Origin of the sequence: Streptomyces sp. NPDC096323 (genome assembly GCF_040302845.1) — a bacterium.
Classification (GTDB): Bacteria; Actinomycetota; Actinomycetes; order Streptomycetales; family Streptomycetaceae; genus Streptomyces.
In genome coordinates this window covers 405701-423704 of sequence record NZ_JBEOSI010000009.1, presented here as the reverse complement: position 1 = coordinate 423704, position 18004 = coordinate 405701, and the positions used below count along the sequence as shown (strand labels likewise).

16 protein-coding genes are annotated in these 18004 nt (G+C 70.5%); 8 read left to right on the top strand and 8 right to left on the bottom strand.

Translation table 11 applies throughout. The features are described from left to right. Positions 1 to 302: 302 nt before the first annotated feature. Together ABTX18_RS26245 and ABTX18_RS26240 are read right to left on the bottom strand one after the other, a co-directional pair. The gene (locus ABTX18_RS26245) at positions 303 to 950 is read right to left on the bottom strand and encodes a hypothetical protein (protein ID WP_352125189.1); all 648 of its coding nucleotides are present in this window, start codon (positions 948 to 950) and stop codon (positions 303 to 305) included. Next, complete coding sequence (locus tag ABTX18_RS26240; protein WP_352125188.1) at positions 943 to 1722, bottom strand: alpha/beta hydrolase; 780 nt, start codon at positions 1720 to 1722, stop codon at positions 943 to 945. The genes ABTX18_RS26245 and ABTX18_RS26240 overlap by 8 nt, the downstream gene beginning before the upstream one ends. A 197-nt stretch (positions 1723 to 1919) precedes the next feature. On the opposite strand from ABTX18_RS26240, the gene ABTX18_RS26235 reads away from it, so the two are divergent. From ABTX18_RS26235 to ABTX18_RS26215, 5 genes are all read left to right on the top strand, one after another. After that, positions 1920 to 2672: a lysophospholipid acyltransferase family protein gene (locus ABTX18_RS26235; RefSeq protein WP_352125187.1), complete on the top strand. Its 753-nt coding sequence runs from the start codon at positions 1920 to 1922 to the stop codon at positions 2670 to 2672. A gap of 36 nt (positions 2673 to 2708) precedes the next feature. Continuing rightward, positions 2709 to 3935: a MacS family sensor histidine kinase gene (gene macS / locus ABTX18_RS26230; protein ID WP_352125186.1), complete on the top strand. Its 1227-nt coding sequence runs from the start codon at positions 2709 to 2711 to the stop codon at positions 3933 to 3935. Next, positions 3932 to 4627, top strand: a complete 696-nt coding sequence (locus tag ABTX18_RS26225) for a response regulator (protein WP_352125185.1) — start codon at positions 3932 to 3934, stop codon at positions 4625 to 4627. The genes macS and ABTX18_RS26225 overlap by 4 nt, the downstream gene beginning before the upstream one ends. Before the next feature lie 110 nt (positions 4628 to 4737). Beyond that, positions 4738 to 5766: a 6-phosphofructokinase gene (locus ABTX18_RS26220; RefSeq protein ID WP_352125184.1), complete on the top strand. Its 1029-nt coding sequence runs from the start codon at positions 4738 to 4740 to the stop codon at positions 5764 to 5766. Between the two features lie 105 nt (positions 5767 to 5871). Next, positions 5872 to 6876 carry a 2-hydroxyacid dehydrogenase gene (locus tag ABTX18_RS26215; RefSeq protein WP_352125183.1) on the top strand — a complete coding sequence of 335 codons (1005 nt, stop codon included), beginning with the start codon at positions 5872 to 5874 and terminating at the stop codon, positions 6874 to 6876. A 30-nt stretch (positions 6877 to 6906) separates the two neighbouring features. Here ABTX18_RS26215 and ABTX18_RS26210 read toward each other — a convergent pair whose 3' ends face one another. The 3 genes from ABTX18_RS26210 to ABTX18_RS26200 form a co-directional block, all read right to left on the bottom strand. After that, positions 6907 to 8799, bottom strand: a complete 1893-nt coding sequence (locus tag ABTX18_RS26210; RefSeq protein ID WP_352125182.1) for an anthranilate synthase family protein — start codon at positions 8797 to 8799, stop codon at positions 6907 to 6909. 99 nt (positions 8800 to 8898) lie between these two features. After that, positions 8899 to 8955 (bottom strand): trp operon leader peptide, encoded by a 57-nt coding sequence (locus ABTX18_RS26205; RefSeq protein ID WP_073735655.1) that lies wholly within the window; start codon positions 8953 to 8955, stop codon positions 8899 to 8901. Between the two features lie 89 nt (positions 8956 to 9044). Beyond that, positions 9045 to 11873 carry an N-acetylmuramoyl-L-alanine amidase gene (locus ABTX18_RS26200; RefSeq protein WP_352125181.1) on the bottom strand — a complete coding sequence of 943 codons (2829 nt, stop codon included), beginning with the start codon at positions 11871 to 11873 and terminating at the stop codon, positions 9045 to 9047. Between the two features lie 157 nt (positions 11874 to 12030). On the opposite strand from ABTX18_RS26200, the gene ABTX18_RS26195 reads away from it, so the two are divergent. Together ABTX18_RS26195 and ABTX18_RS26190 are read left to right on the top strand one after the other, a co-directional pair. Continuing rightward, positions 12031 to 13377 (top strand): class II 3-deoxy-7-phosphoheptulonate synthase, encoded by a 1347-nt coding sequence (locus ABTX18_RS26195; protein ID WP_352125180.1) that lies wholly within the window; start codon positions 12031 to 12033, stop codon positions 13375 to 13377. A 169-nt stretch (positions 13378 to 13546) separates the two neighbouring features. After that, entirely contained in the window at positions 13547 to 13858 is a 312-nt protein-coding gene (locus ABTX18_RS26190) for a (2Fe-2S)-binding protein (RefSeq protein WP_352125179.1), read from the top strand. 5 nt (positions 13859 to 13863) lie between these two features. Here the strand turns inward: ABTX18_RS26190 and bfr are convergent, their stop codons facing one another. Then, positions 13864 to 14343 carry a bacterioferritin gene (gene bfr / locus ABTX18_RS26185; RefSeq protein WP_136328351.1) on the bottom strand — a complete coding sequence of 160 codons (480 nt, stop codon included), beginning with the start codon at positions 14341 to 14343 and terminating at the stop codon, positions 13864 to 13866. A gap of 154 nt (positions 14344 to 14497) precedes the next feature. Here bfr and ABTX18_RS26180 point away from each other — a divergent pair, with 154 nt between their 5' ends. Next, a complete protein-coding gene (locus ABTX18_RS26180) occupies positions 14498 to 15130 on the top strand; it encodes a sulfite oxidase-like oxidoreductase (RefSeq protein ID WP_352125178.1) in 633 nt (210 codons plus the stop codon). A gap of 31 nt (positions 15131 to 15161) precedes the next feature. Here ABTX18_RS26180 and ABTX18_RS26175 read toward each other — a convergent pair whose 3' ends face one another. Next, a complete protein-coding gene (locus ABTX18_RS26175) occupies positions 15162 to 16019 on the bottom strand; it encodes a deoxyribonuclease IV (protein ID WP_352125177.1) in 858 nt (285 codons plus the stop codon). A gap of 6 nt (positions 16020 to 16025) precedes the next feature. Beyond that, entirely contained in the window at positions 16026 to 17936 is a 1911-nt protein-coding gene (pknB, locus tag ABTX18_RS26170) for a Stk1 family PASTA domain-containing Ser/Thr kinase (protein WP_352125176.1), read from the bottom strand. Between the last annotated feature and the right edge of the window lie 68 nt (positions 17937 to 18004).

Sequence of the window (18004 nt, the reverse complement as noted above, 5' to 3'; positions counted from 1 at the left end):
CCTGCACGCCCCCACCCGGCCGTCCTGCGTCTGCAGATCAGCCCTGCGACTGTCGCAGACGCACGGCGGCCGGGTCCGGGGGCGTGCAGGGGAGTCCCCGCAGGACGACGAACATCGACCCGGGTTCATCGCGTACCGGCGGAACGTTCGTCGTTTGAGGAGACGCCCCGGAGGGACCCCGGACCCCCACTCACGGGGTAGCGCGCCGCCCCGCGGGGGACCCGCACAACAGCCCGTCCGGCGATTGAGGACGGAACCCCGCACCAAGAGGGAGCCGCACCCCGCGGGGACCCGCAAGACGGTCAGACCACCGCGCCGCGGCCCGGGTCGTCGCCGTCCTCGTCGTCGTGGTCCATCCGCGCCACCAGCGTCGCGAAACCGCCCAGGAAGCCGCCGACGCCGACCGTGGTCAGCCACCACGTCATCTCCCACTGGAGCAGCACCGCGAGGAGCAGCAGGACGGGGCCGCCGATCACCGCGAGCCAGGCGAACTTCGACGTGACGTCGGCCTCCGGCAGGGGCGGCGGCTCGGGCGGCACGAAGTGCCCCTCGCCGGTGTCGTCCGCGGCGTCGCCCGCGACCGGCTCGTAGTCGCGCGGGCCGCCGACGCCCGGAGCGAAGACCACCGAGCTGCCGAGCGGCTTCTCCGGCGGCTTGGGCCGGCTCTTGCCGAGGCCCTTGTCCGGGTCGGGATCGACGGAGTCCTCTTCGGGGAGGGCGAGGTCCTCGATGGAGCGGAAGGGCCTGGCGCCCGGCGGGTCCGGCGGCTCCTGTCCGTATCCCGCGACGATCGCCTGCCAGACGGCGTCCTCGTCGACCGGGCGTTCGCCCTCCGCCCCGGCGGGCGAAGGCGCCGGCCCACCGCCGTCGTCGGGGACGGCCGTTCCCCCGGCGGGGAGCGGCTCGCGCTCCTCCTCGCTGCCTGTGCGCTCCGCATCGTGCTCAGCCACCGGACGTGCTCCCCTTCGTTCCGACGCTCGGGGCGAGGCGGCCGATGAACGAGTAGCTCTCGTCGAAGATCCGCTCCGCATCGTGGTCCAACGTCGCGACGTGGTAGCTCTGTTCCAACAGGACCTCCTCGACATCGGTCGAGGACACCCGGCTCAGGATCCGGGCGGTGTCGGCTGGCGGCACGACATGGTCCTGTGGGCTGTGCAGCACCAGGATCGGCTGGGTCACCTGGGGCAGATCGGCGTCGACCAGCCGGAAGAACTTCCGCAGCGAGTACGCCGCGTGCAGCGGCACCCGGTCGTAGCCCAGCTCGTGGGACCCCTCCAGCGCGATGTCGTCCGCCAGTCCCTTCGTGCTCGGCACCAGATGGCGGACGACCGGCAGCGCGTGGGCCGCGAGACCGTGCACCTTGTTGGCCGGGTTGACCAGCACCAGGCCCCGTACCGCGTCGCCGTGCTTGGCGGCGAGCCGCAGGGACAGCGCGCCGCCCATGGAGAGCCCGAACACGAAGACCTGCTCGCACCGCTCCAGCAGCGCCCGCAGCTCCCGGTCCACCTCCGCGTACCAGTCCTGCCAGCCGGTCAGCTGCATGTCCTGCCAGCGCGTGCCGTGCCCGGGCAGCAGCGGCAGCGAGACCGTGAGCCCGCGCTCCGCCAGATAGCCGGCCCAAGGGCGCAGCGACTGCGGGGAACCGGTGAATCCGTGACAGAGGAGGACGCCGACCTCTCCGCCCTCGTGGCGGAACGGCTCGGCTCCAGGAAGGACCGGCACCGGGGTCTCCTGTTCGTGAGGCTCGAAAGGGGAGCGAAAGGGGGAGTGCGGAAGGATTACTTCACCGTACGCGACCGGGCCGACACCGACCAGGGCCGTCACCGGCCGGGGCCTCGGGCGCCCCGCCCGTGCCGGGCGGGAACGCGGGCGGCCGCACGGGTTAAGGTCTGTCGGACAGCACACAGGAGGCACCCGAGTTGATCTACGGCGCAATGAAGTTCTCGATCGGCGGGTCTCTGAAGCTCGCCTTCAGGCCGTGGGTGGAGGGCCTGGAGAACATCCCCGCGCAGGGACCCGCGATCCTCGCCAGCAACCATCTGTCGTTCTCCGACTCCTTCTTCCTGCCCGCCGTCCTGGACCGCAAGGTCACCTTCATCGCCAAGTCCGAGTACTTCACCGCGCCCGGGGTCAAGGGCAAGCTCACCGCCGCCTTCTTCAAGGGCGTCGGACAGCTGCCGGTGGACCGCTCGGGCGCCCGCGGGGCCGGCGAGGCGGCGATCAAGGCCGGCATCGAGGTCATCGAGAGCGGCGGCCTGTTCGGCATCTACCCGGAGGGCACCCGCTCGCCCGACGGCCGGCTCTACCGCGGCAAGCCCGGCGGCCTCGCCCGGGTGGCGCTCGCCACCGGCGCGCCGGTCATTCCCGTCGCGATGATCGACACGGAGAAGATCCAGCCGCCCGGCCAGGTGATGCCGAAGCTGATGCGCCCGGGGATCAGGATCGGCAGGCCGCTCGACTTCAGCCGCTACCACGGCATGGAGGGCGACCGCTTCATCCTGCGCTCGGTCACCGACGAGGTGATGTACGAGATCATGAAGCTCTCCGGCCAGGAGTACGTCGACATCTACGCGACCGCCGCGAAGCGGCAGCTGGCCGACGAGGCGAAGCGACGGGCCGAGGCTGCGAAGAAGACGCCGTCAGGGACGGAAGCGGACCGCCACGACGCCTGAGGGCGCGGGGGTTCACCGGGGGTGGGGGAGGACAGCATGGCCAAAGGTGTGCGCGTGGTGAGGATGTCGGTCGAGCAGCCGCTGTGGCGGGCCCTGACCGCGTACCGCGTCCTGACGATGCTCTACGCGATCCTTCTCGCCGCCTTCGGGGGCGAGAAGTACGAGCGGCCGTGGGTGGCCGTCGTCTTCCTCGCGGCCATGGCCGTCTGGACGCTCGCCACACTGCCGAAGGTCGCGGGCGCGGCGGCCTGCACCAAGCGCTTCCTGGGCGCGGACCTCACGCTCGCGCTCATCGGCATCCTCGTCACCCCGCTCGCCGACTTCCAGGCCCAGCACGTCGACGGCCCGACGCTGCCGTCCATCTGGACCGCCGGTTCCGTGCTGGCGTTCGCGATCAAGGGCGGCTGGCGGTGGGCGGCGTTCGCCTCCACCTTCGTCGCCGTCGCCAACCTGATCGAACGCGGCGCACCCAGCCGCGACACCCTGCACAACGTCCTGCTGGTCTGGGTCGCCTCCATCGCCATCGGTTACGTCGTCGAGGTCGCCCGCGCCAGTGAGCGCACCCTCGCCCGCGCCCTGGAGATCGAGGCCGCCACCCGGGAGCGGGAGCGTCTGGCCCGGGACATCCACGACAGCGTGCTCCAGGTCCTCGCCATGGTGCAGCGCCGGGGCACGGCCCTCGGCGGCGAGGCCGCGGAACTCGGCCGGATGGCCGGGGAGCAGGAGGTCGCCCTGCGCACCCTGGTCTCCAGCGGCCTGGTGCCCCCCACCCGCGTCTCCGAGGACGCGGCCGAGGGCGCCGTCGTGCGGGCCGTCGAGACGGACGACGAGGACACCGACGTACCGGCCGCCACCGACCTGCGCGCCCTGCTCGCCCCGCACGCCGGATCCCGGGTCACGTTCGCGGAGCCCGGGGCGCCGGTGCTGCTCAGCCCCGCGGCGGCCGGGGAGCTGGCGGCGGCCGTCGGCGCGGCCCTGGACAATGTCCGGGTGCACGCGGGGGAGGACGCCCAGGCGTGGATCCTGGTCGAGGACTGGCCGGACGAGGTGATCGTCACGGTCCGGGACGACGGACCCGGCATCCCGGAGGGCCGGCTCGCCCAGGCCGAGGGCGAGGGACGCCTAGGCGTCGCCCTTTCGATCCGCGGCCGGCTGCGTGACCTGGGCGGCACGGCGGAACTGATCTCGGTGCCCGGCCAGGGCACCGAGGTCGAATTGAAGGTACCGAAGGTTTCACGGGGGAAGGCGGGTTCAGTCCGATGAGCGCAGCAACCGAAGAGGGCGCAGGGCAGCAGCGGCCCATCAGGGTCATGGTGGTCGACGACCACCCGATGTGGCGCGACGCCGTCGCCCGCGACCTCGCCGAGAACGGCTTCGACGTGGTGGCGACCGCGGGTGACGGCCCGCAGGCCGTCCGCCGGGCCGGGGCCGTCACCCCCGACGTCCTCGTCCTCGACCTCAACCTGCCCGGGATGCCGGGCGTCCAGGTCTGCAAGGAACTCGTCGGCTCCCAGCCCGGGCTGCGGGTCCTGGTGCTTTCCGCGAGCGGCGAGCACGCCGACGTCCTGGAGGCGGTCAAGTCCGGCGCCACCGGTTATCTGCTGAAGTCGGCGAGCACCCAGGAGCTGACCGACGCGGTCCGCTCCACCGCCGTCGGCGACCCGGTCTTCACCCCCGGCCTCGCCGGACTGGTGCTGGGCGAATACCGCAGGCTCGCCTCCGAACCCGCACCCGTCGCCTCCGACGAACCGAAGGCCCCGCAGCTCACCGACCGGGAGACCGAGGTGCTGCGGCTGGTGGCCAAGGGACTCTCGTACAAGCAGATCGCCGAGCGGCTGGTCATCTCGCACCGCACCGTCCAGAACCACGTCCAGAACACTCTGGGCAAGCTCCAGTTGCACAACAGGGTGGAGCTCGTGCGGTACGCCATCGAGCGCGGCCTCGACGACGTCTGAGAGCAATTCCCCTGCATTGCCAGGGAATTGACCGTCCAGCCCATCCCGGAGTGACGTGAATCACCCTTAGCGTGGTGACGAGTGAGCTCACTTCGGCGAAGGGATGCTTCATGCGGGTCGGAGTACTGACCGGGGGCGGCGACTGCCCCGGGCTCAACGCGGTCATCCGCGCCATCGTCCGCAAGGGCGTGCAGGAGTACGGCTACGACTTCATCGGATTCCGGGACGGCTGGCGCGGAGCGCTGGACGGCGAGACGGTCCCGCTCTCCATCCCGGCGGTGCGCGGCATCCTGCCGCGCGGCGGCACCATCCTCGGGTCCTCGCGCACCAATCCGCTCAAGGCCGATCACGGGGTCCGCCGGATCCGGGAGAACCTCGCCGCGTACGAGGTCGACGCACTCGTCACCATCGGCGGCGAGGACACCCTCGGCGTGGCGGCCACCCTGTCCGACACGTACGACATCCCCTGTGTCGGCGTACCCAAGACCATCGACAACGACCTGTCCGCCACCGACTACACCTTCGGCTTCGACACCGCCGTCGGGATCGCGACCGAGGCCATCGACCGGCTGCACACCACGGCCGAATCCCATATGCGGGTCCTCGTCGTCGAGGTGATGGGCCGCCACGCCGGCTGGATAGCGCTCCACTCGGGGCTGGCCGGCGGTGCCAACGTCATCCTCATCCCCGAACAGCGCTTCGACATCGACCAGGTCTGCGCCTGGGTGACCTCCCGGTTCCGGGCGAGCTACGCACCCATCGTGGTGGTCGCCGAAGGCGCCGCGCCCGCGCAGGGGGACATGGTCCTCAAGGACGGCTCGCACGACTCCTTCGGCCACGTCCGCCTCTCCGGCGTCGGTGAGTGGCTGGCCAAGGAGATCGAGAACCGCACCGGCAAGGAGGCCAGGACCACCGTGCTCGGCCATGTCCAGCGCGGCGGCACCCCGAGCGCCTTCGACCGCTGGCTGGCCACCCGCTTCGGGCTGCACGCCATCGAGGCCGTGCGGGACGGCGACTTCGGGAAGATGGTCGCTCTGCGGGGCACGGACATCGTCCGGGTACCGATCGCGGAGGCCACCGCCCGGCTCAAGACGGTCGACCCGGCGCTCTACGCGGAAGTGGGGGTCTTCTTCGGCTGAGCGGCATCCCCGGCCGGGCCGCCGTATATTCGCGATGACCGGCCCCGCGGGGCCCGCTCCCCGGAGCGGGTCCCGCAGGCGCCCGCATCCGTCACGGGAGACGTCGTGGAAATCCTGGCCTTCGGTGTGCAGTCCGACGAGAAGCCGCTGATCGAGAAGGCCTTCGCCGGGAAGCACGAGGTGCGCTGCCTGGACGTCTTCCTGAACCGGGACACCGCCCCCATCGCGGCGGGCCACGAGATCATCTCCACCAGCGTCAACGCCGACCTGGGCGGCCAGGTCCTGCAGACCCTCGCGGCGGGCGGGACGCAGATGATCGCCCAGCGCTCGACCGGCTTCAACAACATCGATCTGGACGTCGCCGAGCGCCTCGCGCTGCGGGTCTCCCGGGTCTCCTGGTACTCGCCCCACTCGGTCGCCGAATTCGCCTGGACGCTCGCCATGGCCGTCAACCGCCGCGTCGTCCGTGCCACGATCCGTACCAGGGACTTCGACTTCCGCCTCGACGGCCTCCTCGGCCGGGACATGCACGGCCGCACGGCCGGCGTCATCGGCACCGGCAAGATCGGCGAGGCCTTCACCCGTATCGCCCATGGCTTCGGCATGAACCTGCTCGGCTGGGACATCGCCGAGAACCCGGCCTGCGCCGAACTCGGCATGCGGTACGTCGGCAAGGAGCAGCTCCTCGCCGAGTCCGACCTGATCAGCCTGCACGTCCCGCTCATGCCCTCGACCCACCACATCATCGGCAAGGACGCGCTGGCCCTGATGAAGGACGACGCGATCCTGGTCAACTCCAGCCGCGGCGGACTCGTCGACACCCGGGCCCTGGTCGAGGAGTTGCGGGCGGGCCGCTTCCTGGGGGTCGGACTAGACGTGTACGAGGCGGAGGCCGGGCTCTTCTTCCTCGACAAGTCCCTGGAGGGCGTCGACGACGACACCCTGGCCCGGCTCGTCACCTTCCCGAACGTCCTCGTGACCTCGCACCAGGCGTACTACACCGAGGACGCGCTGGGCCAGATCATCGCGGCCACCGTCCAGAACGTCGACGACTACCTGGCCGGCCGCCGCAGCGAGAACGTCCTGGTCCCGGCGCCGCCCGGACCCTGAGAACCTCTCCGGGGCCGGGCGGCGGAAGCGTCAGCCCCGTACCGGCAGCCCCGCCAGCAGCTCGCCCACGATCGCCGAGCCGCGCAGCGTCAGCACCGACTCCGGATGGAACTGCACCGAGGCGAAGCCGTCCCCGCGCAGCGCGTGGAGCTCCCCGGTCGCCGGGTCCAGGCTCGCCTCGATGCCGCGCGCCACCAGACCGGCGGCCTCCGCCTCGTCGCAGCGCGCGGTGAAACTGTTGTAGAAGCCGACCGTCTCCGGGCGGCCGAACAGATCGATCCGGGTCTGCGCGCCCTGGTACGGAACGGCCTTGCGGACGATGCCGAGTCCCAGCTCCGCCGCGATCAGCTCGTGGCCCAGGCACACCCCGAGCAGCCCGTGCCGGTGGTCCCGTACGAGCTCCGCCGTCAGCGCGCGCAGCAGCCGCATCTTCGGGTCGGCCTCGTCCCCCGGGTCCCCGGGGCCGGGGCCGAGCACGACGGGGCCCTCGTGCGCCCGCACGGCCTCGCGGAGCCCCGGCTCGTCGTAGCGGCGCACCGACACCTCCAGACCCGAGGCGCGCAGCACATGCCCCAGCATCGAGGTGAACGTGTCCTCGCCGTCGACCACCAGCGCATGACCGGACAGCGCCTCGGTGCGCTCCTGCATCCGCAGCCAGAACGGCGCGAGCCCCTCCCGCCGGGCGTCCAGCGCCGCCCGCACCCGGGGGTCGTCGGCCAGGCGCGGCCGCGCGCTCTCGGCCTGCGGCCGTCCCGGCCGCACCCCGAGCGCGGTCAGCACACCGGCCGCCTTGGCATGGGTCTCGGCGACCTCGCTCTCCGCGTCGGAGTGGCGCACCAGAGTCGCCCCGACCGGCACCCGCAGCTCTCCCCGGGGCGAGATGTCGGCGGTCCGGATCAGGATCGGCGAGTCCAGCGTCTGCGTGCCGTCGGGCGCCTGCCGCAGCAGGGCCAGCGCGCCCGCGTAGTAGCCGCGCCCGCCGGACTCGTACCGCTCGATGACCCGGCAGGCGTTCTGTACGGGGGAGCCGGTGACCGTCGCCGCGAACATCGTCTCCCTCAGCACCTCCCGCACATCCAGCGAGGAGCGGCCGCGCAACTCGTACTCCGTATGCGCGAGATGGGCCATCTCCTTGAGCCTCGGCCCGATCACGACCCCGCCCATGTCGCCGACGGTGCACATCATCTTGAGCTCCTCGTCGACCACCATGGAGAGCTCCTCGGTCTCCTTGCGGTCGCCGAGGAAGGCCAGCAGGTTCTCGGCGGTCGGCCCCTCGGCGGGGTAGCGGTAGGTGCCGCTGATCGGATTCATCACGACCGTCCCGCCCGACATCCGCACATGCACCTCGGGGCTCGCTCCGACGAGCGTCCGGTCCGCGGTATGGACCACGAACGTCCAGTAGGCCCCGCGCTCACCGGCCAGCAGCCGGCGGAACAGCGCGAGCGCGTCCGCCCGGCCGAACCCTGGAATCTCGCCCCGGAACGTCCGCCGGATGACGAAGTTCGCGCCCTCGCCCCGGCCGATCTCGTCCTCGATGACCCGCCGCACCGTACCCGCGTACTCCTCGTCGGACACGTCGAACGCACCGCCCTCGACCTTTACCGCGTGTGCGGGCAGCGCGTCCAGCGTTTCGCCGAGTGGCAGTTCGTGGGTCTCGTCCGCGACCAGCACGGACAGCGGGGTGCCGTCGTCGCGGACCTCGAAGCCGCGCTCGGCGATCTGCCGGAACGGCACCAGGGCGAGAGCGGGCCGCTCACCCACGGGGATGTCGGCGAGCTTCGCGGCCTCGCCGACCTGGCCGATCAGCACCTCGACGGTGTCGTGGTCGTGGCCGGGGGTGCGCCTGCGCAGCAGGGCGAAGGGCGGACAGTGGTCGCCGAGGAGTCTCTGGACGAGCGTGTGCGCTGCGGTGTGCGGTGCCATCTGGGGTTGTTCCTTCCACTGGGATCAGCTGGGAGGAACGGCCCCGGACATGGGAAAGGCCGCCCCTCGGGCGGCCTCTGCGTCGGTGTGTACGCGCAATCAGTGGGCCGCCGGATGAGCGGTCCACCACCAGTTACGGGTCGAGTGCGCGAACATGCCCGAACCCTAACCCATGAACCGGGCGCGAAGGGGCCCGTTCCGCCCAATGGGCGGAATGGGCCCCTTCACCGGGATGGTCCGACGCGTCAGACCAGCAGGTTGTAGATGCTCCAGCCGCCGCCGACCTTCGCCATCGGGGCGAACGGCTTCGCCATGTCACCCGTGGACCGGTAGTACCAGAGCACGCCCGAGGTGTCCCGGGCGATGAGGTCCGGGATCCCGTCACGGTTCAGGTCGCTCGGGCCGAGGAGGTCCTTGAAGACGCCCCAGCCCTTGCCGACCTGGGTGCGCGCGGCGTACGGCGCGGTCGCGCTGCCGGTGCCCTTGTAGAGCCACAGCACACCGGACTTGTCCCGGGCGACCAGGTCCGCCTTGCCGTCGGCGGTCAGGTCGCCGGTGGAGACCAGCGTGTTGTAGACACCCCAGCCGGCGCCGATCCGCGCCTTCGCGAGGAAGGGCTTCGCGGGCGTTCCGGTGCCCTGGTAGAACCAGAGGACGTTGGAGGCGTCGCGGGCGATCAGATCGCCCTTGCCGTCACCGTTCAGGTCGCGGGCGCCCCACATGCCGTTGTAGACACCCCAGCCGCCGCCGACCTTGAGGCGGGCCTTGAACGGCTGGTCCGGGTTGCTGCTGCCCTGGTAGTACCAGAGGTAGCCGCTCGTGTCGCGGGCCACCATGTCGCCCGTGCCGTCGGCCCGCAGGGCCGTCATCGCGGTGATCGTGTTGTAACCCTGCCAGCCGGGACCCACGCGGTAGCGCGCGTAGAACGGCGTCGTGGGGCTGCCGGTGCCCTGGTACTGCCAGAGCACACCGGCGGAGTCACGGCCGAGGATGTTGTAGCGGCTCGTGCCGGCGTCCGGCGCGACGCTCGTGCTGGTCTGGACGTCGCTGGCCTTCACCCACGCCAGGCGGTGGTTGTAGCGGATCGGGTAGAAGAGGTTCGTGCTCCCCTTCACCAGCGTGCGGTCGTTGGCCGCCGTACCCGCGAACGTACCCGCGAACCAGTAGTCGCCCGCCTGCGCCGGCCCGACCTGAGGATAGGTCTGACCTGCGGGAATGCTGTACTTGGTCAGCGAGTCGTTGTTCTTCGTCTGCACCGGCACACCGGTGCCCGTGTACGCCGCGTCCTCCGGGTATGCGCGCCCGTAGACCTTGATGGACGTCACGCCCGCCTTGGGCTTCAGCACCGGCTGGGCGGTCTTGGCGACCGGGTGGGTGAACTGTCCGCTCGGGTTGTAGAACCAGGCCTTCTGGCCGCCGTACCAGATGGCGGTCCAGTTGGTCCGGGCCTCGGCGACGACGTACTTGCCGCCCGCGACAACCTTGTTGCCCCAGTTGGGGCCGTCCGTGGACTTCACGTTGGGGATGTACGGGTCGACGATCTTCGAAGCCGTCGTGGAGGGGGAGGTGTAGAGGTAGCCGAAGTTCGTCGGCTGGGTGGCGACCGTGCTGCCGCCGTACGTCAGCGTCGGCTGGTTCGCCGTGGTGAACGGGGGCACCACCTTCACGACCTGGCCGGCCTTGATCGGACCGCCCGCGCCACTGGCACCGGTCGGGGCGCCGAGCAGGGACATGTAGTGGTTCCAGTCCCAGAAGGGGCCCGGGTCCCAGTGCTGGCCCGCGACGTTGGCGTCCAGAACGCCCGGTACCTCGTCGTGGCCGATGACGTGCTCACGGTCGAGCGGGATGCCGAACTTCGTGGTGAGGAACTTCACGAGGGTCGCGGACGACTCGTACTGGGGCTCGGTGTACCAGCTGCCCGTCTTGATCGCGAAGCCCTCGTGCTCGATCCCGATCGAGTGCATGTTCGCGGTCTTGTTGGCCGCGTGCCATGCCTCGTTCTTGGTCTCGACCATCTGGGTGACCAGACCGTCGTTGGCCCGGATCAGATAGTGCGCACTGGCGTAGGACTCCGGGTTCTGGAACGTCCCCAGCGCACTGGTGTAGCCGGACTCGGTGTCGTGGATGACGATGTAGCGGATGTCCTCGCCACTGGCCGGACGGTTGGCGACGTTGTAGTTGCCGAAGTCGTCCGGGGTGCTGCTGTTCTGCTTGTACCCGGCGGGCTTGAAGTCGCAGTTCAGTCCGGACGGGCACTCCGGTGCGGGAACCGCGGTGGTGCTCGCGTTCGTCGCCGCCAGCGGCATCTTGGCGGGTTTGACCGGGACCACCGACGGGTCGGCGGGCAGCGACAGCTGCTGGCCGTCCGCGGTGAGCCCGCTCTCGCCGTTCTTCACCGACTCGAAGACACGGTTGGCGAAGAGCGTGGCGCCCTTGGTATCCGATGCCTGGCTGTAGCGAGCGACGGCGGGGTACCACTTGCCGGCCTCGTCGGGGAGCGAGTCGGTGGCCTCGCGCTGGTACTTCGCGAGCAGCGCGGCGCCGGCGCGGATGCTCTGCGCCGTGTCGTCCTGCACGGCGGAGGCCGGCTCGTCGATCAGCTTCGCGGCCTCGTCGAGCGTGTGCATCTCGGCGGCGTCGGTGTCGACCGGCTTCGGCAGGCTGCGCAGCGCGCGCTTGGCGTCGAAGTGCTTCATCACGGCCGGGTCGCCGCTCATATTGAGGTGCGCGAGCCGCTCGGCGTCCGTCGGCTGCTCGATGTCGTCCTCGGTGACCCGGGTCAGTCCCATCACGTTGTACGCGCCGCTGGTGCTCGGCTCGCCGTCGTGGCTCTCCCAGCGTGTCTGGCGGTAGGAGACCGCCATCAGAACGCTCTGCGGTACGTCGAACTCGGACGCCGCGTCGGCGAACTGCTTCTGCAGCTCGGCGGAGGCCGGCACCGGCTTCGCGTCGGTTGTCGCGGTGTCCTGCGAGGCCATCGCGAGCGTACCGATGGTCGCCGTCGCGACGACCGCGGCGCCGACCCCGTACAGCAGACGTCGCTTCTTGAGGTCCCTGCGGTGATTCCGCTTCAAAGCCCCACCCCTGTGTGGTCTACATGTTCAGTTCAGAAAGGCGTGAGGCTAGCAGCCCTCCCTGTGCTCCCCGTCACTGCCCGTGCCGCATGTCCGTCTCATCCGTTGAGCACCCGGAAAACAGGTGGACGCGACCCCGTAATGTGGAGCCGTGACCGTGAACGCCAATACCTCCGTCGCCGGTGGCAACACCTGGCGAGACCTTCCCGCGGCGCAGCAGCCCGAGTACCCCGACTCCGAGGCCCTGCGCGATGTACTCGCGGACCTCGCGTCGTATCCGCCGCTCGTCTTCGCCGGCGAGTGCGACCAGCTGCGCGCCCGCATGGGAGCCGTCGCCAAGGGCGAGGCGTTCCTGCTGCAGGGCGGTGACTGCGCCGAGGCCTTCGACGCCGTGTCGGCCGAGCACATCCGCGCCAAGCTGAAGACGCTGCTCCAGATGAGCGCCGTCCTCACCTACGCGGCCTCCGTGCCCGTCGTCAAGGTGGGCCGGATCGCCGGTCAGTACTCCAAGCCGCGTTCCAAGCCGACCGAGACCCGCGACGGCGTGACGCTGCCGACCTACCGCGGCGACTCCGTCAACGGCTTCGCCTTCACCGAGGCCGAACGCATCCCGGACCCGGACCGGCTGAAGCGGATGTACCACGCGTCCGCCTCCACGCTGAACCTCGTCCGCGCCTTCACCACCGGCGGTTACGCCGACCTGCGCCAGGTGCACGCCTGGAACCAGGACTTCGTGAAGTCGTCCCCGTCCGGCCAGCGCTACGAGGCTCTGGCCCGCGAGATCGACAACGCGCTGAACTTCATGAAGGCGTGCGGCACGGACCCGGCGGAGTTCAAGGCCGTCGAGTTCTACGCCTCGCACGAGGCCCTGCTGCTGGACTACGAGTCGTCGCTGACCCGCGTGGACTCGCGCACGGGGCAGCTGTACGACACCTCGGCCCACATGGTGTGGATCGGTGAGCGCACCCGCCAGATGGACGGTGCGCACATCGAGTTCGCCTCGAAGATCCGCAACCCCATCGGCATCAAGCTCGGCCCGACGTCCACCGTCGACGAGGCCCTCGGCTACATCGAGCGCCTCGACCCCGAGCGCGAGCCCGGCCGGCTGACCTTCGTGGTCCGGATGGGCGCCGACAAGGTCCGCGACAAGCTCCCCGAGCTGGTCGAGAAGGTCACCGCCTCCGGCGCGACCGTGGCCTGGGTGACCGACCCGATGCACGGCAACACCTTCGAGGCCGCGTCCGGCCACAAGACCCGCCGCTTCGACGACGTCCTGGACGAGGTCAAGGGCTTCTTCGAGGTCCACAAGGGCCTCGGTACGCACCCGGGCGGCATCCACGTCGAGCTCACCGGTGACGATGTCACCGAGTGCGTCGGCGGCGGCCACGAGATCTTCGTGGACGACCTCCACCAGCGTTACGAGACGGCCTGCGACCCGCGGCTCAACCGCAGCCAGTCGCTCGACCTCGCGTTCCTGGTCGCCGAGATGTACCGGGACCAGTAGGCGTCACCCAACGAAGCGCGTTTGCGACTGTGGGGCACGGATCCATGTGATCCGTGCCCCACAGGGCGTTCCGGGGCTTTTGGCGGCCTCGAGCGGCGGGTAAGGTTAGGTTAGCCTCACCGATTACTGGGGCGGCACCCACGATCCATCCCGCCGGGAGGTGAACCGCATGTACGTCTGCTCGTGCTTCGGCGTTACGGAGCAGCAGGTCAAGAAGCATGCGGCAGAAGGCGCCTGTACGCCCCGCCAGATAGCCTCCGCCTGCAAGGCGGGGACCGACTGCGGCGGCTGCGTCCGCACCATCCAGGCGATGCTCGGCCGCGGGGCCTGCCCGCGTGGTGAGCTGCTCGACCGGAAGCGGACGCCGGACGCCGCGGACCGTGTCACGGCCGGCGCCTCACCCGATGCCGATCAGCGCATCGGCCCCGGCGCCGGCCCCGGCATCGCTCCCGGGGCCCTGGGGTACCCCGAAGCCGCCTGAACGGGTCAGCTCTCCGGCTGCTCGATCAGCTGCGCGATGTAGAGCGGCTCGCCCAGCTTCTCGACGAGCTCCAGCTGGGTGTCGAGATAGTCGATGTGGTGCTCCTCGTCCGCCAGGATCGACTCAAAGATATTTGCGGACGTGATGTCGCCCTTGTTGCGCATCAGCTCGATGCCGCGCTTGAGGCGGTCGATCGCCTCCACCTCGACCTGGCGGTCCGCCTGGAACATCTCGGTGACCGTCTGGCCCACCCGTACATGGAAAAGGCGCTGGTAGTTCGGCAGCCCATCCAGGAAAAGGATGCGATCGGTCAGGATCTCGGCGTGCTTCATCTCGTCGAAGGACTCGGAGCGCGTGTACTTCGCCAGCTTCGTCCAGCCGAAATTGTCCTGCATCTTTGCATGCAGGAAGTACTGATTGATGGCAGTCAATTCGGCGGTCAGCTGTTCGTTCAGGAACTCGAGGACCTCGGGGTCGCCCTGCATCGCAGAGGCTCCTTCCAACCGGTGAACTGGGCACGTTGGCCGCATCCTTGCATCGCGCCCGGTGAGCGTCCAGTAAGTGCATGCTTAGTACGAGTTGCCCGAATCGGCTCTGCCCTGGTCATGACCACCCCTGCCTGTCTGTCACCATGGAGTCATGGGTCAGCCGGAAAGCCGGGAACACCGCGCATCAGAGCAGTCCGAGCTTCCGCCGGGACAGCGACTGCAGCGTGGCTGGCCGGTTACCCACTACGGGCCGGTGCCCAAGTTCAAGCCCGACCGCTGGGAATTCCGGGTCTTCGGAGCCACGGTCGACGGTGAGAAGCACTGCTGGAATCATCAGGACTTCTCCGCGCTGCCGTTCTCCTCGGTCGTCTCCGATCTGCACTGCGTGACCAAGTTCAGCATGCTCGGAGCCGAGTGGGGCGGAGTCCTCGCCCGTGACGTCGTGGCGCTCGCGCCCCCCGCGCCGCAGGTCACCCATGTGATGGTCTGGGCCGAGTACGGCTTCAGCTCGAACCTCCGGCTCGAGGACTTCGCCTCCGACCGGTCCCTGTTCGCCACCCACAAGGGCGGCGAGCTGCTGACCGCCGAACACGGCTTTCCGCTCCGGCTCGTCGTACCGCACCTGTACGCCTGGAAGGGCCCCAAATGGGTCCGGGGCATCGAGTACATGACCGCCGACCGCCGCGGCTTCTGGGAGGAGCGCGGCTACCACAACATCGGCGATCCGTGGAAGGAACAGCGCTACTCCTACCAGGAGGAGCCGGGGGACGGCCCCGAGCTCTGACGATGCCCGAGGCATCGGCGCCCGGACGCGCTCAGCTCGCGCCGCGCAGTTCCTTCAGCCGGGCCACGTCGGCCGCATGGCCCTCCTTGCCGCCCGGTGTCTCGATGACCAGCGGAACCCCCTCGGTGGCCGGGTGGGAGAACAGCTCCCGGAACGGCTCCTCGCCGATGTGACCGGAGCCGATGTTCTCGTGCCTGTCCTTGTGCGCCCCGGCCACGTCCTTGGAGTCATTGGCGTGGATCAGCTTCAGTCGGCCCTCACCGACCGTCTCCACCAGCAGGTCCAGGGTCTCCTTCATGCCGGCCGGGCCCGCCAGGTCGTGTCCCGCCGCGAAGATGTGGCAGGTGTCGAGGCAGACGCCCAGCTTGGGATGGGCGTCGAGCGCGTCGAAGTACGGGCCGAAGTCCCAGGTGCGCGAGCAGAGCGAGAAACCCTGCCCCGCGGTCGACTCCAGCAGCAGGAACGGGTCGTCGTCGTGCGTCAGCTCGTCCAGCAGCGGCAGCATGTGGGTGCGCACCTGCGCCAGCGCCTCCTCCCGCGGCCGGCCGTTGGTCGCCGAGCCGGTGTGCACCACGACGCCCAGGGCGCCGATCTCGCGCGCCCGGCGCAGCGAGTGCCGCAGGGAGTCCACGGACCGCTCCACGGTCGCCGGGGTGTGCGAGCCGAAGTTGATCAGGTACGGGGCGTGGACGTACGCCCGTATGGACTCGGCGGCGCACTCGGTGCGGAACAGCTCGTCCTGCACCGGATTGCCGGCCGGGGTCGCCCAGCCGCGCGGATTGGCCACGAAGACCTGCACGGCCTCAGCGCCCATCTCGCGCGCGTAGGTCAGGCCGGTCTTGGAGAGGCCGCCGGCCACCGGAATGTGGCCGCCGACGGGGTTGCGCATACGGATCTACAGTCCCTTGGTCTTGATGGTGATGGTGCTGCCCTCGGGGGCCTGGTCCCCGCCGTCGACGGACTGGCTCTCGATGGTGTCGCTGAAGGAGAGGAACGGGCGGTCGACCTTGACCTCGAAGCCCGCGTCCTCCAGCTCGCCGCGGGCGTCGTCGACGTCCTTGCCGGTGACGTCCGGGACGTCGATCATCTGCGGGCCCTTGGAGACCGTCAGCGTGATGGTGTCTCCCTCGGCCGCCTCGGCGCCCTCCTCGAGCGACTGGCGGGCGACGGTGCCCTCGTCCTCCGGCGCGTTCACCCGGCCGGGTGCGACGACGACCTTCAGACCGGCGTCCTCCAGCTCCGCCGTGGCGTCGTCGACCGATTGGCCGGTGACATCGGGGACGTCGACCGGGCTGCCCTTGGAGACCACGAGCGCGACCGCCGAGTCCGCGTGGCGTTCGGCGCCCGCCTCGGGTTCCGTACGCACCACCTCACCGGCGCTCACGTCGTCGCTGAACTCCTTGGTGACCATGCCGGGCTCCAGGCCCCGCTTCTCCAGCAGGCGTCCGGCCTCGGCGAGCGCGACGCCGTGGACATCGGGAACCGTCACGATCTCCGGGCCGCGCGAGAGGACGAGCGACACCGAGTCGTTGCCCCGGATCCGGGCGCCCGGCTTCGGGTCGCTGCTGATCACCTTGCCGCGGCCGACGGTGTCGCTGTAGGCCCGCCGCACGCCCTTCAGCTCCAGACCCTCGTCCGAGAGCCGCTGCTTGGCGGCCTTCTCGGTCTGGCCCAGCAGCGCGGGGACCCGGGTGAACTGCCCGGAGTTGATGTACCAGACACCACCGCCGACCCCCAGGACCAGCAGCACGGCGACCACGACCGCGACGAGACCGCGCGGCTTCCCGCGGCGCGATGCCGTGCGGCGGGCGGGCGGCGGCTGCGGGGGCATCTCCAGCCGGCTCGTGTGGTGGGCGGTGCCCTGGTCCGCCGGGAGCACCCGCGGGATCACGCTCGTGCGGTCGTCGGCGCCGTCGCGCACCTCGGCCAGGGCCTGCGGCGGCACGGCGTCCAGCTGCGCCTCGCCGAGGCGGGACCGGGCCACGCGGGACTCCGCGAGCAGCGCCACCGCGTCGAACGGGCGGGCCTCGGGGTCACGGGCGGTGGCGCTCGCCACCAGCTCGTCGAGCACGGCCGCGAGGCCCGGGACCGCGGCCGAAGGGGCGGGCACGGCCTCGTTCAGGTGCTGGTAGATGACCTGGGCGGGGGTGTCCCCGGCGTGGGGCTTGCCGCCCGTCAGCATCTCGTACAGCACGACACCGCACGCGTACACATCGGCGCGGGTGTCGGCGGTGCCGTGCTCGATCTGTTCGGGGGCGAGATACGAGACCGTCCCCAGGATGGTCCCCGTGGTGTTCGTGACCGAGCCGACGGCGCGGACCAGGCCGAAGTCGGCGACCTTGACCCGGCCGTCGTCGCCTATCAGCACGTTCTCCGGCTTCATGTCCCGGTGGACGAAGCCCGCCCGGTGCGCGGCGCCCAGGGCGGCGAGCACCGGCTCCAGGATGTCCAGGGCGGCCCTCGGCTGCAGAGCGCCCCGCTCGCGCAGGACATCGCGCAGCGTGCACCCCGCCACGTACTCCATCGCGAGGTACACGTACTGACCCTGGGCGCCCTGGTCGAAGACCGCGACCACGTTGGGGTGCGCGAGCCGGGCCACCGACTTGGCCTCGCGGATGAAGCGCTCGACGAACGAGGCGTCGGCCGCGAGCGCCGGGTGCATCACCTTGAGGGCGAGCACCCGGTCGAGCCGGGTGTCCATGGCCCGGTAGACCGTGGCCATGCCGCCCACGGCGATGCGGGCATCGACGCGGTAGCGGCCGTCGAGCAGCTGCCCGACGAGAGGGTCCTGGAGGGTCGTATCCACGCAGCCGAGTCTACGAGCCACCGCGGACACGGCCGACTGGCCGGGACCGTACTGCAGCCGAGCCGTGA

Coding starts and splice junctions, on each gene's coding strand:
- ABTX18_RS26220 (WP_352125184.1), top strand. CDS start 4,738: ATGCGGGTCGGAGTACTGACCGGGGGCGGCGACTGCCCCGGGCTCAAC.
- ABTX18_RS26225 (WP_352125185.1), top strand. CDS start 3,932: ATGAGCGCAGCAACCGAAGAGGGCGCAGGGCAGCAGCGGCCCATCAGG.
- ABTX18_RS26210 (WP_352125182.1), bottom strand. CDS start 8,799: ATGGCACCGCACACCGCAGCGCACACGCTCGTCCAGAGACTCCTCGGC.
- ABTX18_RS26175 (WP_352125177.1), bottom strand. CDS start 16,019: ATGCGCAACCCCGTCGGCGGCCACATTCCGGTGGCCGGCGGCCTCTCC.
- ABTX18_RS26190 (WP_352125179.1), top strand. CDS start 13,547: ATGTACGTCTGCTCGTGCTTCGGCGTTACGGAGCAGCAGGTCAAGAAG.
- ABTX18_RS26180 (WP_352125178.1), top strand. CDS start 14,498: ATGGGTCAGCCGGAAAGCCGGGAACACCGCGCATCAGAGCAGTCCGAG.
- macS (WP_352125186.1), top strand. CDS start 2,709: ATGGCCAAAGGTGTGCGCGTGGTGAGGATGTCGGTCGAGCAGCCGCTG.
- bfr (WP_136328351.1), bottom strand. CDS start 14,343: ATGCAGGGCGACCCCGAGGTCCTCGAGTTCCTGAACGAACAGCTGACC.